General features: G+C 74.4%; 16 protein-coding genes and 1 tRNA gene. 8 read left to right on the top strand and 9 right to left on the bottom strand.

Annotation, left to right across the window (positions count from 1 at the left end):
* Positions 1 to 523: SDR family NAD(P)-dependent oxidoreductase (locus RDV89_RS10185; RefSeq protein ID WP_315732932.1), on the bottom strand; the 523-nt coding region annotated here is incomplete at its 3' end.
* Positions 524 to 670: 147 nt separating this feature from the next.
* Here RDV89_RS10185 and RDV89_RS10180 point away from each other — a divergent pair.
* Genes RDV89_RS10180 through RDV89_RS10170 form a run of 3 tightly spaced genes read left to right on the top strand, consistent with a single transcriptional unit; the run spans position 671 to position 3,514 of the window.
* Positions 671 to 1,114 carry a hypothetical protein gene (locus RDV89_RS10180; RefSeq protein WP_315732931.1) on the top strand — a complete coding sequence of 148 codons (444 nt, stop codon included), beginning with the start codon at positions 671 to 673 and terminating at the stop codon, positions 1,112 to 1,114.
* 25 nt (positions 1,115 to 1,139) lie between these two features.
* Positions 1,140 to 2,090 carry a hypothetical protein gene (locus tag RDV89_RS10175; RefSeq protein ID WP_315732930.1) on the top strand — a complete coding sequence of 317 codons (951 nt, stop codon included), beginning with the start codon at positions 1,140 to 1,142 and terminating at the stop codon, positions 2,088 to 2,090.
* Positions 2,087 to 3,514, top strand: a complete 1,428-nt coding sequence (locus tag RDV89_RS10170) for a hypothetical protein (RefSeq protein WP_315732929.1) — start codon at positions 2,087 to 2,089, stop codon at positions 3,512 to 3,514. The genes RDV89_RS10175 and RDV89_RS10170 overlap by 4 nt, the downstream gene beginning before the upstream one ends.
* Before the next feature lie 36 nt (positions 3,515 to 3,550).
* Here the strand turns inward: RDV89_RS10170 and RDV89_RS10165 are convergent, their stop codons facing one another.
* Entirely contained in the window at positions 3,551 to 5,752 is a 2,202-nt protein-coding gene (locus RDV89_RS10165) for a DUF5005 domain-containing protein (RefSeq protein WP_315732928.1), read from the bottom strand.
* Between the two features lie 124 nt (positions 5,753 to 5,876).
* Between RDV89_RS10165 and RDV89_RS10160 the strand changes: the two genes are divergently transcribed.
* Both RDV89_RS10160 and RDV89_RS10155 read left to right on the top strand, forming a co-directional pair.
* The gene (locus RDV89_RS10160; RefSeq protein ID WP_315732927.1) at positions 5,877 to 6,089 is read left to right on the top strand and encodes a hypothetical protein; all 213 of its coding nucleotides are present in this window, start codon (positions 5,877 to 5,879) and stop codon (positions 6,087 to 6,089) included.
* Between the two features lie 52 nt (positions 6,090 to 6,141).
* Positions 6,142 to 6,822 (top strand): HAD family hydrolase, encoded by a 681-nt coding sequence (locus RDV89_RS10155; RefSeq protein WP_315732926.1) that lies wholly within the window; start codon positions 6,142 to 6,144, stop codon positions 6,820 to 6,822.
* Between the two features lie 194 nt (positions 6,823 to 7,016).
* Here the strand turns inward: RDV89_RS10155 and RDV89_RS10150 are convergent, their stop codons facing one another.
* Positions 7,017 to 8,372, bottom strand: coding sequence for an SLC13 family permease (locus RDV89_RS10150; protein ID WP_315732925.1), 1,356 nt, complete (start codon positions 8,370 to 8,372; stop codon positions 7,017 to 7,019).
* Positions 8,373 to 8,475: 103 nt separating this feature from the next.
* On the opposite strand from RDV89_RS10150, the gene RDV89_RS10145 reads away from it, so the two are divergent.
* The gene (locus tag RDV89_RS10145; RefSeq protein ID WP_315732924.1) at positions 8,476 to 9,090 is read left to right on the top strand and encodes a FadR/GntR family transcriptional regulator; all 615 of its coding nucleotides are present in this window, start codon (positions 8,476 to 8,478) and stop codon (positions 9,088 to 9,090) included.
* Positions 9,091 to 9,179: 89 nt separating this feature from the next.
* Here the strand turns inward: RDV89_RS10145 and RDV89_RS10140 are convergent, their stop codons facing one another.
* From RDV89_RS10140 to RDV89_RS10125, 4 genes are all read right to left on the bottom strand, one after another.
* The gene (locus tag RDV89_RS10140; protein ID WP_315732923.1) at positions 9,180 to 10,397 is read right to left on the bottom strand and encodes a CaiB/BaiF CoA transferase family protein; all 1,218 of its coding nucleotides are present in this window, start codon (positions 10,395 to 10,397) and stop codon (positions 9,180 to 9,182) included.
* Positions 10,398 to 10,514: 117 nt separating this feature from the next.
* Positions 10,515 to 11,975, bottom strand: a complete 1,461-nt coding sequence (locus RDV89_RS10135; RefSeq protein ID WP_315732922.1) for a VWA domain-containing protein — start codon at positions 11,973 to 11,975, stop codon at positions 10,515 to 10,517.
* A gap of 4 nt (positions 11,976 to 11,979) precedes the next feature.
* Positions 11,980 to 12,861 (bottom strand): AAA family ATPase, encoded by an 882-nt coding sequence (locus tag RDV89_RS10130; RefSeq protein ID WP_315732921.1) that lies wholly within the window; start codon positions 12,859 to 12,861, stop codon positions 11,980 to 11,982.
* Positions 12,862 to 12,877: 16 nt separating this feature from the next.
* A complete protein-coding gene (locus RDV89_RS10125; RefSeq protein ID WP_315732920.1) occupies positions 12,878 to 13,138 on the bottom strand; it encodes a GlsB/YeaQ/YmgE family stress response membrane protein in 261 nt (86 codons plus the stop codon).
* A gap of 216 nt (positions 13,139 to 13,354) precedes the next feature.
* Here RDV89_RS10125 and RDV89_RS10120 point away from each other — a divergent pair, with 216 nt between their 5' ends.
* Complete coding sequence (locus RDV89_RS10120) at positions 13,355 to 15,166, top strand: BCCT family transporter (RefSeq protein ID WP_315732919.1); 1,812 nt, start codon at positions 13,355 to 13,357, stop codon at positions 15,164 to 15,166.
* 235 nt (positions 15,167 to 15,401) lie between these two features.
* Here the strand turns inward: RDV89_RS10120 and RDV89_RS10115 are convergent, their stop codons facing one another.
* Both RDV89_RS10115 and RDV89_RS10110 read right to left on the bottom strand, forming a co-directional pair.
* Positions 15,402 to 15,878, bottom strand: a complete 477-nt coding sequence (locus RDV89_RS10115) for an SRPBCC family protein (protein ID WP_315732918.1) — start codon at positions 15,876 to 15,878, stop codon at positions 15,402 to 15,404.
* Positions 15,879 to 15,952: 74 nt separating this feature from the next.
* Positions 15,953 to 16,042, bottom strand: a tRNA-Ser gene (locus RDV89_RS10110).
* A 221-nt stretch (positions 16,043 to 16,263) separates the two neighbouring features.
* Between RDV89_RS10110 and RDV89_RS10105 the strand changes: the two genes are divergently transcribed.
* Positions 16,264 to 17,496, top strand: coding sequence for a GAF domain-containing protein (locus RDV89_RS10105; protein WP_315732917.1), 1,233 nt, complete (start codon positions 16,264 to 16,266; stop codon positions 17,494 to 17,496).
* Positions 17,497 to 17,557: the final 61 nt, after the last annotated feature.

Below are 17,557 nucleotides of genomic sequence, written 5' to 3'. Positions count from 1 at the left end.
GCATCGCGACCCGCAGGTCCGGCGACGCGGTCGCCACGTCGGTCAGGATCCGCTCGATCATCACCTTCGTGCGCCCGTAGGGGCTCGCGGCGGACAGGTGCGGGTACGTCTCCGGGTAGGGCACCGGCGCCCCGTCGCCGTAGACGGTGGCCGAGGACGAGAAGACCAGGCGACGCACGTCGTGGCGGGCCATGGCCTCCAGCAGCGAGAACGTGGAGTCGAGGTTGGTGCGGTAGTAGGACAGCGGCACCCGCGTGCTCTCGCCGACGGCCTTGCGCCCGGCGAAGTGGACGACGGCCTCGAAGCCGGCCCCCGCGAACAGGTCGTCGGTGCGCTCGGCGTCGGTCAGGTCGACGACCTCCAGGGGCACCTGCACCCCGGTGATCTCGGCGACGCGATCGACGACCGCCCGCTTCGCGTTGGACAGGTCGTCGGCGACCACCACCTCGTGACCGCGCTCGACGAGCGCGACGACGGTGTGGGAGCCGATGTAGCCGGCACCGCCGGCGACGAGGATGCGCACCCGCTCATCGTAGGGGGCCGCGGAGGTTTCGCCCGAGGCGACGTTTCGGCCTCCACGGGCCGGGGCAAGCCCGAACGCGGACCAGCCACGGGGGGCGCGGGCCGGACGGGACGGCGAGACGTGACCAACCAAGGAGCGGCGAGAGCGATGTACGGCGACGCGGACGTGATCCGCAGGAGGTCGACGGAGCTGCACGAGCAGGCCGTGGACCTCCGCACCCTGGCGGACCGGCTCGTGGCCGGCGCCGAGAGCGTCGACTGGCCCGGGCGCGCCGCCAACGACCTGCGGCTGCGGATGCGCGACCGCGCCGCCCGACTGCGCGACGCCGCCGGCCAGCACGAGACCGCCAGCGAGGCCCTGGCCACGCACGGCACGTCGGTCGCGGACCTGACCGAGGCGATCGCCGACGTGGAGCGCAAGGTCGCCTCCCTCGTCGCCGACGCCCGCGGCCGCCAGGCCGAGCTGTCCTCCTACGACGACGCCGCGGGTGTGACCCGCACCCTCGACCCCGACGACCAGCAGCTCGTCGACTTCGCCCCTCCGCCGTCCGGGCACAAGGACTGGCTGACCGTGACCCTCCCCGGACTGTGATCTCGGAAGCTGACGGGAGCTCTGCATGACGACCATCGACCTCGGTGCCCCGGCACCGAATCCCCTGCACCTGCTCGACGGGCTGCCCCGCCGGGCGACGCTGACCCTGCCCGAGCTGCGCTACTGCGCCTCGAGCGCCGGGGACGCTCCCCTGCCGTTCGTGCTCGACGACGCGGTCGGGGTCGAGGGCGGCGAGCCGCCCGCGGCGGCGGACCCGCTCGCCGACCGCCTGGGCGTGCGCCCCGCGGAGCCCTCCGCCGCGGCGTACGGCGAGGCGCTCGCGACCCTGCACGACCCGCTCGAGTCGCTGGCGCGGCGCGGCCTGGTCACGCCCGACGGCGTGGACCCCGGGCTGCTCGGCGCGCTCGGCCTGCTCGCGAGCCCCAGCGTGGGCGTCGACATCGACGTCGCCGCGGGTGACGTGCGGGGCAAGGCGTGGCACCGGCAGCGCGACGAGGCGGTCGCGACGCTGGCGACCGTCGACGGCGTGGTCTTCGAGCTGGCGTGGTTCTCCACCGACGACTGGGCCGACGAGCTCCGCCGGGTGCCGAGCATCCCGGAGGACGTGGCCCTGTCGCCGTCGTCCGTGCCCGAGCTCGTCGACCTGCCCTACGAGCTGCTGGACGCGGCCGGGGAGGCGCTGCGCACCCACCGTGGCGACCTGCTCGACGCGGTCGTGGCCACCTACGACGGGACCGTCGTCGACGGCGACGGGCACCGTCTGAGCACCTCGGAGATCCGCACCGTCGTCGAGGCGGTGCACCGCGAGACGCACGGACGCATCCGCGCCATGCTCGCCGACGTCGGCGGGCCGACCACGACGATCGGCGTCATCTCCTGGGTGCTTCTGGCCGACGGCTGGCACTCGCTGCGTCCCCACCGCACCGGAGACGACCTGCGCGTCGAGGTGCGGCGCGTCGAGCCCTTCGACTTCGCCACCACGCTCGCCCCCGTCCTCGCCGAGGTGACCGCATGAGCAACCCCGCCGCAGAGTTCGACGACCGACCCGAGGACACCGCGGGTACGCACGGGAGCGCCGGCACCCCGGTCGCCCCGGCGCCGGCGACGCCCGAGGACGCCGAGCAGGCGGCCCGCGCCGCGGCGGCCGCGCAGCAGGAGAAGTACGACCAGATGCTGGCGCTGGCCGACCTCTTCGACGCGACCGGCTCGGAGCTGCGGGCCCGCGCCCGCCTCGGCGAGCAGATCCTGCGCGACGAGGACGTCGAGCCGTCCGCGCCGCTGTCACCGCGGACGTACGAGGCCGCCGAGACCGAGATCCGGGCCGCGACGACCGGGAAGAACGGCCTCCTGAGCCGCTCGATCGAGCTGGACGCCGACGCCCTGGTCGTGCGGGCCACCGTGCTGACCTACCGCTGGATCGACGAGCTGCAGGACGTCGCGTACCGCACCCTCGGCTCCATCGCCGGGCGCGCGATCGGCTACCTGGCACCCGAGGTGGCGCTGGGCGGCGCGATCGTCTCCGCCGGCCTGATCGAGACCGACTCGATGGACCGCGACGGCCTCGCGACCTACCTGGGCGAGCTCGCCGAGCAGAACCCCGACCTGCTGCACCACGTCACCTCGGGCGGCGGCGGTCTCCTCGAGAGCCTGCAGATGCGCTCCCTGCTCACCGCCAGCTTCCTGGCCGGTGACCGCGGCACCGACGCCGGCCGCGCCGGTCTCGAGGCCGTCGGCGCGGGCGACTTCGCCAACGACGCCGGCGCCGCGCTGCGCGACGTCGCGGTCGGACTGACCGGCGACGCCGTCACCGAGCCCGAGCCGACCGGCGGGGCCGACGACGAGGACGCCGCGGCGCCCCGCAGCATCGCGGAGCTCATGTCGACCCTCTCGAGCGTCCAGCAGCGGGTGCGCGTGCAGCGCGTCGCGGACGGCCGCTACATCGCGTACCTGCCGGGGGCCACCCGCGGCGGCGGGCGGCTGCGCCTGGTGGACGGCGACACGGGTCGCTACGGCGCGCAGCTGGTCGCGGCCCTCGAGGAGGCGGTGGGCGACACCACCGACGCCCGCGTGATGCTCGTGGGCGCCGCCCACGGCGGCCTGACGGCGACCGAGGTCGCCGCCGCCGCGCCCTCGTCGCGGTTCACCGTCGACCAGGTCGTCACGGCGGGCGCCCCGTCCGCGCAGGTGCCGGTCGTGCCGGAGACCACCCGCGTGCTCTCGCTCGAGGACCGCACGGACCCCGTCGCACTGCTCGGCTCGCTCATCAACCAGGGCGTCCCCAACCGGGTCACGGTCGTCTTCGACGGCGAGACGGCGCGGCGCAGCGGGGCGACGGACATGTACGTGGCCGGCGGTCGCGCGGCCGACACCTCCACGCACCCCGCGCTCCGGGCCGAGATCGACCGGCTGGTCGAGCTGGGCTACCTCGCCGCCGGCTGAGACCGACCGAGCACGGCCGGGCACCACACCTGGCCGTCACCCCTGGGGCTGCGGCAGCGGGACCGTGAGGAACCGCGGCCGGTAGAGCAGGGGGTCGTCCAGCACGGCGTCGACGTCGGTGCTGTTGCGGCTGTAGGACACCACGACCGAGCCGTCCGAGGGCAGCAGGTCGGGGTGCGCCAGCGGCATGTAGCGCAGCAGCCCGTCCGCGACGTCGGAGGGCAGGGCGGCGACGGGCGGCTGCGCGGTGAACGGCCCGCCCGGCGCCGGCGCCGTCCACACCACGAGGTCGCTGCCGAGCACCTCGCCGCGCTTGGACACCGCGTACCAGGTGCCGTCGCGCTCGAAGACGCTCAGGGTCTGCGAGGTCCCCTCCGCCGCGCCGATCAGCTCGACGGCGGCCGAGGACTCCGGGCTCCAGCCGCTGCCGTCCCAGTACGTCCAGGCCCGCTGGTCGGCGACGTCGGCGGGCCGGACCCGCGCGACGCGCAGCGAGAAGCCCGTGCCGGGGGCGGGGTCGACGGGACGCGCGGTGCCGTAGAGGTGCAGCCAGCCGTCCACGACCGCCGTCGCCGCGCCCCACATCGGCACCGTCGGGTCCGGCTCGTCGGGCCCGAGGTCGGTGACCTCGACCAGCTGCGGCACCCCGCCGACGGGCACGACGAAGGTGGCCACGGCGGGCCCGACGTTCTCGAAGCCGAAGGGGTCGCCCTCGTCCACGGTGCGCACGCGCTGGGCGGTGACCTCGACGAGGTCGTAGCCCGGCTGCTCCTGCACCGCCACCGACATCGGCCAGTAGCCGACCTCCTCGTCACGGTCCGGCACCACCGCCCCGCCCGAGCGCGGCACGACCACGCGCAGGCAGGACGGGTCGACCAGCAGCATCGAGTTGCGCACGAACCGGTCGCCGGGGAAGTCGGCGGCCCGCAGGGTGTCGCCGAACATCCACACCGTGCGCCCGTCCTGCAGCCGGGCGCTGGCGCCGACGTCGCCGCCCTGGAAGGCGGCGTCGCCCCGCAGCTCCGCCACCCGGTTGAGGTCGTCGACGCTGCCGACGGGGCCGGCGTCGACGCAGTCGGAGGTCGCCGCGAGGCTGACCCGCGGCGGTGTCGGGGTGGGCGCCCCCGGGAGCCCGACGGTCAGGACCGCGGTGGTCGCGAGCACCAGGGTCGTGGCCAGCACGGCCATCTGCCGCCGCCACGACACCGGGGTCGGCAGGGCACGGGGTCCCGCGTCCGGGTCCGGGCCGTCCCCCGGCGTGCGCGCCGCCACGGCGCGCGAGGCGAGCAGCACGCCGACGGCGAGCGCCGGCGTACCCAGCAGCACGACCGCCGCCCGCCACCCGGGGCCGCCGGAGTGCGCCGTGAGCGCGGCGTGCGCGTCGGCCGCCGCGCCCACGACGGACCAGCCCGCCACCGTGCGCCACGGCTCGGCCAGCAGCCAGGTGTCGCCGGCGAGCACCAGCGGCAGCGGCACCGCGAGCAGCAGGACGGCGGCCACCAGCAGGCCGCGCAGCCCGGCCAGGGCCTCGCAGGCCAGGGCCACGAGACCGGCGACGAGGACCGTTCCCGCGGTGACGGCGCCGATCCGGACGCCGGCGCCGACGCCGGGGTCCACGTCGCCGGCCGGCCAGGCGGCGACCGCCGCCGCGACCAGGCCGGTCAGGACGCCGGCGACCGCGAGCCCGGCGGTGCGCGTCAGGCCACGGCGCAGGGTGCGCGCCACCGGCCCCCACACCATCGAGACGACCACCACGACCAGCAGTCCCACCACAGCGGCGGCGAACGTGGTCGCGGCCGGCGGAGCGCCCCGCAGGGCGTCGCCGGTGCGCTCGACCGCGACGGTGCGGTCCCGGGCGGTCTCCACCGCGCGCACCCGCTCGACGACGGCACGGTCGCGCACCGGGGCGTGGTCGGGGGCGAGCAGCAGGGTGTCCTCGGTGCCGGCGAGGTCGACGACCAGCGCCCCCACGACCTCCCCGGCGGCGAGCATGTCGCGGGCGCGCTGCGGGTCGTCTGTGCCGCCGACGACGAACGCGTCGCCGGGCAGCGCCTCGACCTCCGCAGCGACGGCGGCGGTCACGACGTCGGGGCCGACGAGGACGACCGGGGCGTCCCGGGGCCCGTCGTCCGTGACGACACCGGCCGCGACGACCCAGGCGACGGCGGCGCACAGCAGCGCGAGCAGGGCGAGGCGCACCCGCGTCGCGGGCCCCTGCCGCTCCCCGTCGTCGCGCACGACTGCACCCCCGTCCGGTGCGGACCCGGCGCCCGCGCGCCCATCATGACGGGCGGGGGGTCTTGGTGCGTGCGGTCACCATGGGACGGGCCGTGACCCCGCGGCGACGACCCGAGGAGGACGCATGAGCGAGCAGGGCAAGCGCGACGACGACCAGCAGTCCGAGGGCCAGGTCTCCGAGGTCAGCGGCATGGACCCGGCCGACGCCGACACCCCGATCGCGCCCGACCAGGCCACCGCCGGCTACCCCGACTCCGAGAGCGGGCAGCCCGACGAGGGTCCCGCCGGCCCGGACGCCGTCCCGGACCACGAGGAGCCGAACCGGCACCGCGACTGAGCCACGGCGCTCGCCGCAGCACGCCGTCACCCGCCCGGCTACCGTCGGGCGGGTGATCGTCACCTTCGACCTCTTCAGCGCCCTGACCGACAGCCGCCGCGGCGCGTCCGCCCTGCTCGCCGAGATCGCGCGCGAGCGGGGGTGGGCGCAGGACGGCGAGGAGCTGTACGCCGCCTGGGACGGCCACAACAAGGCCCTCCAGCGCACGGCGACGCCGCCCACCACGTTCCACGACCTGTCCCGCGAGGCCCTGGTGCGCGCGTACGCCGACCTCGGCCTCAGCGGCTCCGGCGACGTCGACGCCGACCTCGCCCGGATCGAGGAGTCGGTCGCCGACTGGCCGCTGTGGCCCGACGTCGAGGCCGGCGTCGCGTCCGTCGTCCGGGACCACCGGGTGGGCATCCTGTCCAACGTCGACGACGCCCTCGCGCGCCGCACGCGGGCGTACCCCCTCGTCGACCCCGACCTCGTGCTGACCTCGCAGCGGCTGGGGGCCTACAAGCCGAGCCCGGAGCTGTACGCCGCCGCCGCGGCCGCCGCGGCCCCCGACCGGCTCGTGCACGTCGCCGCGTCGGGCCGTGACGTGCGCGGCGCGCTCGAGGCCGGGCTCGCGACCGTGCGGCTCGTGCGCGACGGGCACGTCGTCGACACCGCCGGGCCGCAGCCGGGTGTCGAGGTCACCGACGCCGCCGACCTCGCCGAGGCCGTGGAGCGGGTCGCCGCGCAGGCCTGAGCGGCGCCGCGACGGAGCGCGCAGAAGAAAACGCGGACCGGGGACGAGAGAACGCGGACGGAGGCACCGCCGAGGCGATGCTCCGTCCGCGTTCTCCGTGCGGCGGTCCGCGTTTTCTTCGGGGCTGGGCCGGGCCGAGCCGGTCCGGGTCGAAGCCGGGTCCAGCCCGGCGGCCCGTCCCCGCCGAGCCGGTGTCAGGCGGTCGGCACCACGAGGATCACCCAGGCGACGATCGGCGCGATCACGACGATCGACATGCCCCACTGCATGAGCCGCTTGAAGACCATCTCGCGCTCCTTGGCGTCGGCGTTGGCGACCACGAGGGCGCCGTTCGTGGAGAACGGGCTGCAGTCGACGACCGAGCTGGAGATGGCGAGGGCGGCGATCAGGCCGACCGCGCTGACCTGGCCGGTCAGCAGGAACGGCACGGCGAGCGGGATGAGCGCGCCGATGATGCCGGTCGTCGAGGCGAAGGCGGAGACGACGGCGGCGATGAAGCAGAGCAGCAGCGCGGCCACGAGCGGGGCGCCGACCTCGGCGACCTGCTCGCCCAGCCAGTCGACGACGCCCTGGCCCTGGAGCATGTTGACGTAGGTGACGATGCCGCCGATCAGCAGCACGGTGCCCCAGCTGATCTTCTCGACCGCGCCCTTGGCGGACTCGGGGAAGACGAGCGTGAGGACGACCGCGATCGTCAGGGCGGTGAAGCCGACGTCGAGGTCGAAACCCAGGGCGCCGACCATGAGGGCAACGAGGCCGAGCAGGGTGACGATGCGCGGCGCGTCGAGGGTCTCGACGCCGGCCGGCTCCTCCTGCGGGGCGCGGCTGCGGTGGGCCTCGACCGCCGAGTGCGGCGTGCCGGGGGTGCTCGAGCGGGTCGCGGCGTGGCTCGCGGCCTCGGCCTCGGAGCCCATGGCGGTGACGGTGTCGGTCTCCTTGCCGCGGGCGATCAGGGCCCGGCCGCCGAAGGCGATGTAGGTGATCGCGGCGATCAGCGCGGCGGCGCCGAAGGTCGTGGCGAACAGGACCGCCTGGTTGCCGGGCAGGTCGTTCTGCTCCACCACGCCGTTGGTGATGCTGCCGAAGATGCCGATCGGCGAGAAGCTGCCGGCGGTCGCGCCCTGCACGACCATCATGCCCATCATCACGGGGTGGATCTGGTAGCGCAGCGCGAAGCCCATGGCCACCGGCGCGACGATGGCGACGGCGGCCGGGCTGACGGCCCCGATCGCGGTCACGGTCGCGCAGACGAGGAACATCGCCCAGGGCACGAGGGCCACCCGGCCGCCCACCGCGCGTACCGCCGCGTGCACGATCCAGTCGACCGTGCCGTTGTTCTTCGCCAGGGCGAAGAGGTAGGTGACGCCGACGAGGATGACGAAGAGGTCGCTCGGGAAGCCACCCAGCACGCCGTCCGCGTCGAGGTCGAAGACGCTGAGGCCGACCACGAACGCCGCCACGAGCGCCAGGGCACCCATGTTGACGCCGCGGACGGTCGCGATGAGGAAGACGACCACGAGGACCGCCAACGAGATCAGTTCGGTGGACACCAGAGTCCCTCTCGGTTGTGACGCAGGTCATGCTCGAACCCGGCGATCATGTCAGTGGCTGAGCCACCTGGCAACATGTCCACGACGGGCTACGATGCCAGGCATGTCCGGAGAGGGTCCTCGTCGCCTGCCGCCGCTGCGTCGCGAGCGGCTCTACGAGAGCCTGGCCGCGCACATCTCCGACTTCATCGAGGCCCAGGGCCTGGTGGGTGGCGACCGGCTCCCGCCGGAGCGCCAGCTCGCCGCCGAGCTGGGCGTCAGCAGGGCCACGCTGTCGCGGGCGCTGGCCTCGCTGGAGACCCGGGGCCGGATCGAGGTACGCCACGGCGTCGGCGCCCTGGTCCGCGAGCCGGACGAGGACGACGGCGGCTGGCACCAGCGGGTGGCCGAGCGCCCGCGCTCCGAGGTGCTCGTCGCGCGCGAGGCCGTGCTCGCGGGCCTCGCCCGCGCCGCCGCGACGAACCCGGACTCCTCCCTGCGCGTCGCGATGCTCGCGCCCGACGGCCGCCCGCGGGACTTCGACCACACGTGGCGCTGCATCCGACGGCTCTCGGCCGCTCCCCTGCTCTCCGACCTCGACGACGTGCTCGCCGCGAACGCTCCGGCGCCCTCCGACGGCGCCGACCTGCGCGCCCGGCTCGACACCGTGGCCGAGGCGATCGTGGCCGGTGACGCGGTGCTCGCCGCGACCGCCTGTCAGGGCCTGCTCGGGGGCTGACCCGCCGCGTACGCCCGCCCCGGGAACGCCGACGGCGGGCGCCCCCGGGTGGGGACGCCCGCCGTCGGCGGTCGTTCGGGTGTCGCGGGTCAGGCGTCCTCGCCCAGCGCCCACGCGCGCACCGCGGCGGCGTCGGCGTCGAGCAGCGGCGGGGCCTGGTGCTGCGTGCGGGTCACCTCGGTGCCGTCGCCCTCGAAGAAGCGCAGCGGCGGGCCCGGCAGGGACAGCTTGCCGAGGGTCGGGTGCTCGACGTCGACGAGCAGGCCCTGGCTGAGCGTCTGGTCCCAGGCGTACACCTCGTCGAGGGTGCGCACCTTGCCGGCGGGCACGCCGACCTCGGCCAGGCGGGCCAGCAGCGGCTCGGAGTCCCAGGTCGAGAAGACCTCCTCCACGACCTCGATGACGCGCTCGCGCACGCCGACGCGCTCCTGGTTGGTCGCCAGGCCCTCGGCGTCCGGGTCGAGCTCGAAGCCGGCGCAGAAGCGGCGCCACAGGCTCTCGCTGCCCAGCGCGATCTGCACGGCGCCGTCGCGGCAGCGGAACAGGCCGTAGGGAGCGATCGACGGGTGGTGGTTGCCCTGGGCGCGGCCGACCTCGCCGGCGATGGTCCAGCGGGTGCCCTGGAAGGCGTGGACGCCGACGACCGCGGCCAGCAGGGAGGTACGCACGACGCGCCCGACGCCGGTGGTGGCCCGCTCGTGGAGCGCGGCGAGCACGCCGTAGGCCCCGTACATCCCCGACAGCAGGTCCGCGATCGGCACGCCGACGCGCTGCGGGTCGTCCGGACCCGAGCCGGTCAGCGACATCAGGCCGGCCTCGCCCTGGGCGATCTGGTCGTAGCCGGCGCGGCCGCCCTCGGGGCCGTCGTGGCCGAAGCCGGTGATGGAGAGGACGACGAGGCGCGGGTTGCGGGCCGTCAGCTCCTCGATGCCGAGGCCGAGGCGCTCGAGCACGCCGGTGCGGAAGTTCTCCACGAGCACGTCGGCGCGGTCGACGAGACCGAGCAGGACGGCCTTGTCGCCCTCGTCCTTGAGGTCGAGCGCGACGGACTCCTTGTTGCGGTTGGTCGAGAGGAAGTACGTCGACTGGCGCTCGCCCTCCTCGCCGACGAACGGCGGGCCCCAGCCGCGGGTGTCGTCACCGTTGCCCGGCGCCTCGACCTTGATCACCCGGGCGCCGAGGTCGCCGAGCATCTGGGTGGCGTGCGGGCCGGCGAGCGCGCGGGACAGGTCCACGACCACGATGTCGCTGAGAGGTCCCCCCGTCGCGCTGGCGGGAGTGGTGGCCGGGGCGGGGTCCTGGGTCACGGAGTTCCTCTCGGGGCGTTGGCTCATTGGCCTGTCCAGTGTGCCGACCAGCGAGTATGCCAGGGCCCGTCGTGGTCGGACCACCCCGCCGTCCCACCCACGTGCCGGGCCGGCAGCTCAGAGCACGCGCTGCACGAACTCCTCGAGCTGGGTGAGGTTGCGGCACTCGACCATCGGCACCACGGCCGCGTAGCGCGAGGCGGCCGAGTCGCCGGTGTCCCACTGCCGCGGGTGCTCCGGGTTGAGCCACCACGACGCCCGGATGCCGTCGGTCATCGCCCGCAGGTCGGCGAGCGCCAGGTCGGTGAAGTTGCTGCGGGCGTCCCCGAGCACGAGCAGGGAGGACGCGGGGCCGAGCGCGTCGGCGTACTGCTCCCGGAAGCTGCGGAACGCGCCGCCGTAGCTGGTGCGGCCCGTCAGCGCGGCGTGGCGGATGCTGCTCGACAGGCTCTCCATCACCTCGACCGGGTCGCGGCCGGGCCGCAGCAGGTCGGTGACCTCGGTGGTGCGGTCGACGAACGTGAAGGCCCGCAGCCGGCCGAAGTGCTCGCGCAGCGCGTAGGTCAGCAGCAGCGTGAACTGAGCGAAGTGCGCCACGGACCCCGACACGTCGCAGAGCACGACGAGGTCCGTGCGGTGGGGTCGCCGCGGCCGTCGGCGCAGCTGCACCGGGACGCCGCCGGTCGACATCGACGCGCGCACGGTGCGGCGGAAGTCGAGCGGCCCGCGGCCCTGCGCGTGGCGCTGCTTCGCGAGGCGGGTCGCGAGGCGCCGCGCGAGCGGACCGACCTGGCGACGCATCTCCTCGAGGTCCTCGCGCCGCGCCGCCGTGAAGGCCACGCGGTCGATGCTGGGGCGCACGGCCACCTCCGCGACGTACGCCGGCGACTTGCGCTCCGCGATCCGACGGCGGGCGTCGTCCTCGACGAGACCCGTGAACCGGCCGATGCCGCGGGCGGCGCGTCGCTGGGTGCGCTCGCGGGCGCCGGGCTCCATGGCCGCCTCGTCGAGGTCGCCCAGCAGGCCCGCGACCAGGCGGTCGGTGAGCTCGGCGGGAGCGAGGCGGCGCAGCGTCTGGTACGCCGAGAACGCCGTCTGGCCCGGCTGGCGGCCCGGCATCGCGCCGAAGCGGCCGACCACCTCGGTCGCCAGCCGGCGCAGCGCGTCGGCGGAGTCGCCCGGGAGGCCGTCCCGGCCCTCCTGGCCGTCCTGCAGCAGCTCCGTCAGCGTCGCGACCAGGTCGTCGCGAGCGGACTGCAGCTCGGCCGCGCTGTCGCGGCCGGGATCGGTGGCCCGCCCGGCGGTCGGGTCGTCGACGGTCGGGTCGAGGGTGCGCAGCCCCTCGCCCACCAGCGGCGGGAAGTAGACGTCGAAGAGGGTGTCGAAGGTCGTGCGGTGACCGGCCCGCTTGACCAGGGTGGCGGCGTACGCGGCCCGCACCGTCTCGCGGTCGGCCCACCCGACCCGGCCCACGGCGCCGACGGCGTCGAGCCCCTCCGCCAGGGAGACGGGCAGGCCCGCGCCCCGCAGCGCCTCGACGAGCGCGAGGTGCCGGGTCAGCAGGCCGCCGGTCGCCACGACGTCAGGCCAGCTTCAGCTCGCGCGTCGCGCGCTCGATGTCGGTGGCGTGCTTGAGCACCGCCCCGAGGGTGGCGGTGACGGCCGCCTGGTCGAGGGTGCCCACCTCGAGCGCCACGAGGGTGCGGGCCCAGTCGATCGACTCGGCGATCGAGGGCGCCTTCTTCAGCTCGAGCTCGCGCAGCCGCACCACGAGGTCGACGAGCTGGCGGGCGACGCGGTCGTCGAGCTCGGGCACCCGGGAGGTGACGATCTCGCGCTCGCGGTCGGCGTCGGGGTAGTCGAGGTGCAGGTAGAGGCAGCGGCGCTTGAGCGCCTCGGAGAGCTCCCGGGCGGCGTTGGAGGTCAGCACCACGAAGGGGCGCCGGGTGGCCGTCACGGTGCCGAGCTCGGGGATGGTGACCTGGAAGTCGCTCAGCACCTCGAGCAGCAGGGCTTCGACCTCGACGTCGGTCTTGTCGACCTCGTCGATCAGCAGCACGGTGGGCTCGTCGCGCCGGATGGCCGTCAGCAGCGGCCGGGTGAGGAGGAACTCCTCACCGAAGATGTCGTCGTGGGTCTCGTCCCACCCGGGGCCGGAGCCGTCGTCGCCGCGGGCGGCCTGGATCCGCAGCAGCTGCTTGGAGTAGTTCCACTCGTAGAGCGCACGGGCCTCGTCGAGGCCCTCGTAGCACTGCAGGCGCACCAGCGAGGAGCCCGTGGCGGCCGCCACGGACTTGGCGAGCTCGGTCTTCCCCACGCCGGCAGGACCCTCGATCAGCAGGGGCTTCTCGAGCGCGCCGGCGAGGTACGCCGTGGTCGCGGTCGCCGCGTCGGCCAGGTAGCCGACCTCGCCGAGCGCGGCCGTGGTGGCGGTGGGCGAGGAGAACCACGTCATGGCGTCCATCCTCGCCCACCGACCCTCACGAGACGCGCTTGCGACCCGTCACGGCGTTGAAGACGATCAGCGCGACGATGGCGCCGACGATCGACCCGATGATGCCGGAGGGGCCGAGGTCGATGCCGTCACCGCTGATCAGCGAGCCGAGGAGACCACCCACGAAGGAGCCCACCATCCCGAGCAGGATGGTGCCGAGGATGCCCATGCTGTCCTTGCCCGGCACGACCAGGCGAGCGATGAATCCGGCGATGAGGCCGACGATGATGAAACCGATGATTCCCATCCCGTCACGCTAGCGCGGCCCCCCAGGGGGTCGCGCCGACCCGCGACCGAACCACCCCGACCGGCGGGCGTACTGGTCCAGACCAGTCGTGTAGAGCCCCCTCAGGTGGGTACGGCCGACTGGTCCCCTCCTGGCTCGGTTTGCGCTCGGGCGCCATTACCGGTGTGGTGGACGTCGTTTTGCCGCAGCACGACCCGATCTGGAGAGGCCGAGGCCATGAGTACAGCCGCACCCGAGAGCAGCAGTCCCCCGACGAAGAACGACCCGTCCGGAGGGCGCAAGGGCAGCATCCGGCCCACCGTCTTCTTCCCGGCGCTGGCCTTCCTGGCAATCGTCGTCTCGCTCAGCATCGCCTTCCCCGACCGCGTGGGCGATGCCCTCACCTCCGCGCAGGAGACGGTGATCGGCGGCTTCGGCTGGTACTACACGCTCCTCGTGACCGCGTTCGTGATCTTCGCCATCTGGGTCGCCGTCGGCCGCTTCGGTGACATTCGTCTCGGACCGGACGACGAGGAGGCCGAGTACGGCTTCCTCACGTGGTTCTCGATGTTGTTCGCCGCGGGCATGGGCATCGGCCTCGTGTTCTGGGGTGCCGCGGAGCCGCTCTCCTTCTTCTCCTCCCCCAAGCCGGGCGTCGAGGGCGACGAGGTCGAGCTGGCGCAGGAGGCGATGAACCAGACGTTCCTGCACTGGGGTCTGCACGCCTGGGCGATCTACGTCGTCGTCGGTCTCGCGCTGGCGTACGCCATCCACCGCAAGGGCCGGTCGGTCTCGCTGCGCTGGACCCTCGAGCCGCTGCTCGGCGACCGCGTCAAGGGCGGTCTCGGTGACGCGATCGACGTCGTCGCCATCGTCGGCACGATCGCCGGTGTGGCGACCTCCCTCGGCCTCGGCGTCTCGCAGATCTCCGCCGGCATGGTCTACCTCGGCTGGATCGAGGAGGCGACCGACCCGGTGCTGGTGGCGCTCATCGTCGCCATCTCGATCGTCGCCACCATCTCGGTGGTCTCCGGCCTCGACGTCGGCATCAAGTGGCTGTCGAACATCAACCTCGGGATGGCCGGCGTCTTCGCCCTGTGCATCCTGGCCCTCGGCCCCACCCTGTTCATCCTGCGCGACATCGTCGAGAACATCGGCGGCTACCTCTTCTCGATCGTGCCGAACAGCTTCGACACGACCGCGTTCTTCGGCGCGGACGGTCAGGCCTGGCAGGGCTCGTGGTCCACGTTCTACTGGGGCTGGTGGATGTCGTGGGCCCCGTTCGTCGGCGTCTTCATCGCCCGCATCTCGCGCGGCCGCACGATCCGCGAGTTCGTCGCCGGTGTGCTGCTGGTGCCGACCACCGTCTCGGTGATCTGGTTCTCGATCCTCGGCGGTTCCGCCATCTACCGCGAGATCTTCGGTTCCGGCGGGCTCGTCGCCGACGACGGCTCGGTCACGGCCGACGCCGTCCTCTTCAACCTGGTGGGCGACCTGCCCGGCGGTGCGCTCCTCGCCGGGCTCGCGATCGTGCTGGTGACGATCTTCTTCGTCACTTCGTCCGACTCGGGCTCGCTCGTGGTCGACATGCTCGCCTCCGGCGGCGACACCGACCCGCCGAAGTGGAGCCGCGTGATGTGGTGCACCGTCGAGGGCCTCGTCGCCATCGGCCTGCTCCTCGCCGGCGGTCTCGGCGCGCTCCAGACCGGCGCCATCCTGACGGCCCTGCCGTTCAGCGTGATCATGATCGCGATGTGCTTCGCCATGTACAAGGCGTTCAAGTCGGAGTACCGCGAGATCCGGCGCCTCAACCTCAAGGCGCGCCGCCGGGTGCTCGCCGAGGAGCTCAGCGACTCCGTGACCGTCGCCGTCACCGAGTCGGTCACCTCCGACCTGGTCGACAACTTCGACGACCACTTCGGTGACCAGGTCGACTCGCGCGTCGACGAGCGGCTCAGCCAGACCGGGGAGTTCCCGGCCATCAACGCCGAGGACTCCCCCGTCAACGGCGACCGCACGAGCGACCGGGACCACCACCGGACCCGCTGACCCGCAGCACCTGCACCACCCACCGCCGCCCCGGCCCGCACCCCGCGGACCGGGGCGGCGGTGCGTCCGGGGCGGTGCGGCGGGCGCGTACCGGCGTGTCGGGCGCGTGCCGGGCGTACCCCGCCGCGGGAACCGAGAAAACGCGGACCGACCGCGAAAAAACGCGGACCGGGACGCGCCTGGGACGTGCCCGGGTCCGCGTTCTCTGCGACCGCGTCCGCGTTTTCTCGGCGGGTCAGGCGCCCTCGACCACGCGCTTGATCGCGGCGAGGGTCACCGGGATGCCCTCGCGCGCCGCCCGGTGGCGCTGCTCGACGGCGGGCTGGTCGGGGAACTTCTCGGCGGCGAACGCCTGCCCGTTGGGCGGCCACTCCCACGACTGGGTCAGGCGGGTCTGCGAGCCGTCGGGGCCGGTGGCCTCGAGGTCGTACGTCCAGGTGACCAGGCCCGGCCCCACCGACCACGCGAAGCGACGGCCAGGCTCGGCCGCGACCACCTCGGAGGTGGTCTCCCAGGTGCGATCGGGCGTCTCGTTGCGCCCGGTGAACCGGGCGCCCACGCGCGGGCCTTCCTCGCCCTCGTGCCACCAGCAGGCGCGGCACACCGGCGACCACTCCCCGGTCCGGGTCACGTCGGAGACCGCGGCGTACACGGCCTCGGGCGGGGCCTGCACCGTGATCGAGTCGGCGAACGTCAGCGTCTGGGGGTCCATGACGCGATGGTGCCAGAGCGGGCCGCCCCCGGAAAGACGAGAGCCCCGCCCGGGATCGGGCGGGGCTCTCGTGCTGGCGGTGGCGGAGGGATTTGAACCCTCGGTGGGCTTGCACCCACAAACGCTTTCGAGGCGTTCTCCTTAGGCCGCTCGGACACGCCACCGCGGGGAACCTTAGCGGACCGGCGGCGGCGGATCGAATCGGGTCCGCGGCCGGCCGACGGGCGAGCGGTGGCACCTGTCCTCGGGTCGCACGGCCCGCAACGTTGCCGCAACGTCCCGCCCGGAGCATCATGGTCCGTGTGACTCCGGTCACCGGGCGCGTGCGAGCGGGCCCGGGCGAGGCGACGACGCCGCCGGAGCGGATCCGAGGGGCGGCCGAGACGTGAGCAGAACCCATCTCCTCCCGCAGCGCGGCGACGGCGGCATGCGCTCGGCGGTCGTCGACTCGTGGCACCGCTCGGCCTCCGCGGGGGTGCGCCCCGACGAGACGTCGGCACCCATCACCCTGCCTGCCGACGACCTGCGCGACCGCCGCGCCGCGCACCCGCTCAACCGGGTCTTCCCCCTGCTCGACGACGTGCTGGGCAACGCGGCGCGCGACTGCGACGCGGTCATGGCGGTCTCGGACGCGGACGGCAACCTGCTGTGGGTCTGCGGTACGCCCACCACGCTGCGCCGCTGCGAGGCCATCGGGTTCGTCGAGGGGTCGAACTGGGACGAGCGGCTCGCGGGCACCAACGCGCCCGGCCTCGCGCTCGCCCTCGACCAGCCGGTCAGCATCGTGCGCGACGAGCACTTCCGCTCCTCCGTGCAGGGCTGGTCGTGCGCCGCGACCCCCATCCACGACCCGGGCACCCAGGCCCTCCTCGGCGTCCTCGACATCACCGGCGGCGACCAGATCGTCGTGCCGCAGACGATGGCGATGATCCGGGCGGCAGCCCGGATGGCGGAGCTCGAGCTCGCCCGCGACCTGCTCAGCCGGCAGGGCTCCCGACCCGTCACCCACGCCACCGGCGAGCGCCTCGTGCTCGAGGGCCTCGGCCGCTCGGACGCGCTGCTCACCCTGGAGAACGGCGGAACGCCGCAGACGCTGCGGCTCTCGCCGCGCCACAGCGAGATCCTGCTGCTGTTGGCCAGCTCCCCGCAGGGCCTGACCGGCGACGAGCTGGCGGTGCTGCTGTACGCGGAGGACGGCGCGGGCTCCTCGACGCTGCGGGCCGAGCTCAACCGGCTGCGGCACCTCCTCGGCGGCGACCTCCTGGCCTCGCGGCCCTATCGCCTCACCGCGCAGGTCACCGGCGACTGGCTGAGCGTCGAGGCGCTGCTCGCCGCCGGCGACGTGCGGGCCGCGATGCGGGCGTACGGCGGTCCCGTCCTGCCCCGCTCCACCGCGCCCGGCGTGGCACGCCTGCGCGAGAGCCTCGAGTCGCAGCTGCGCGAGGCGGTGCTGCGCTCGCGCGAGGCCGACCTGATGTCGCAGTGGACGCGCTCGACGTGGGGCTCCGACGACTACGAGATGTGGCAGGCGCAGCGGCGCGCGGTGGGCACCACCTCGCCCATGCTGCCGCTCATCGACGGCCAGCTCGCGCGCCTCGACCGCGAGCTCGGCGTCTGAGCCGGACGCCTCCACGAGTCGCAACGAGCCTGCAACGTCCCCGCGCCTAGCGTGTGAGCGC

The organism is Nocardioides imazamoxiresistens (assembly GCF_032378595.1).
In the GTDB taxonomy this organism is placed as follows: Bacteria; Actinomycetota; Actinomycetes; order Propionibacteriales; family Nocardioidaceae; genus Nocardioides; species Nocardioides imazamoxiresistens.
This window is presented reverse-complemented; position numbering and strand designations above follow the sequence as displayed.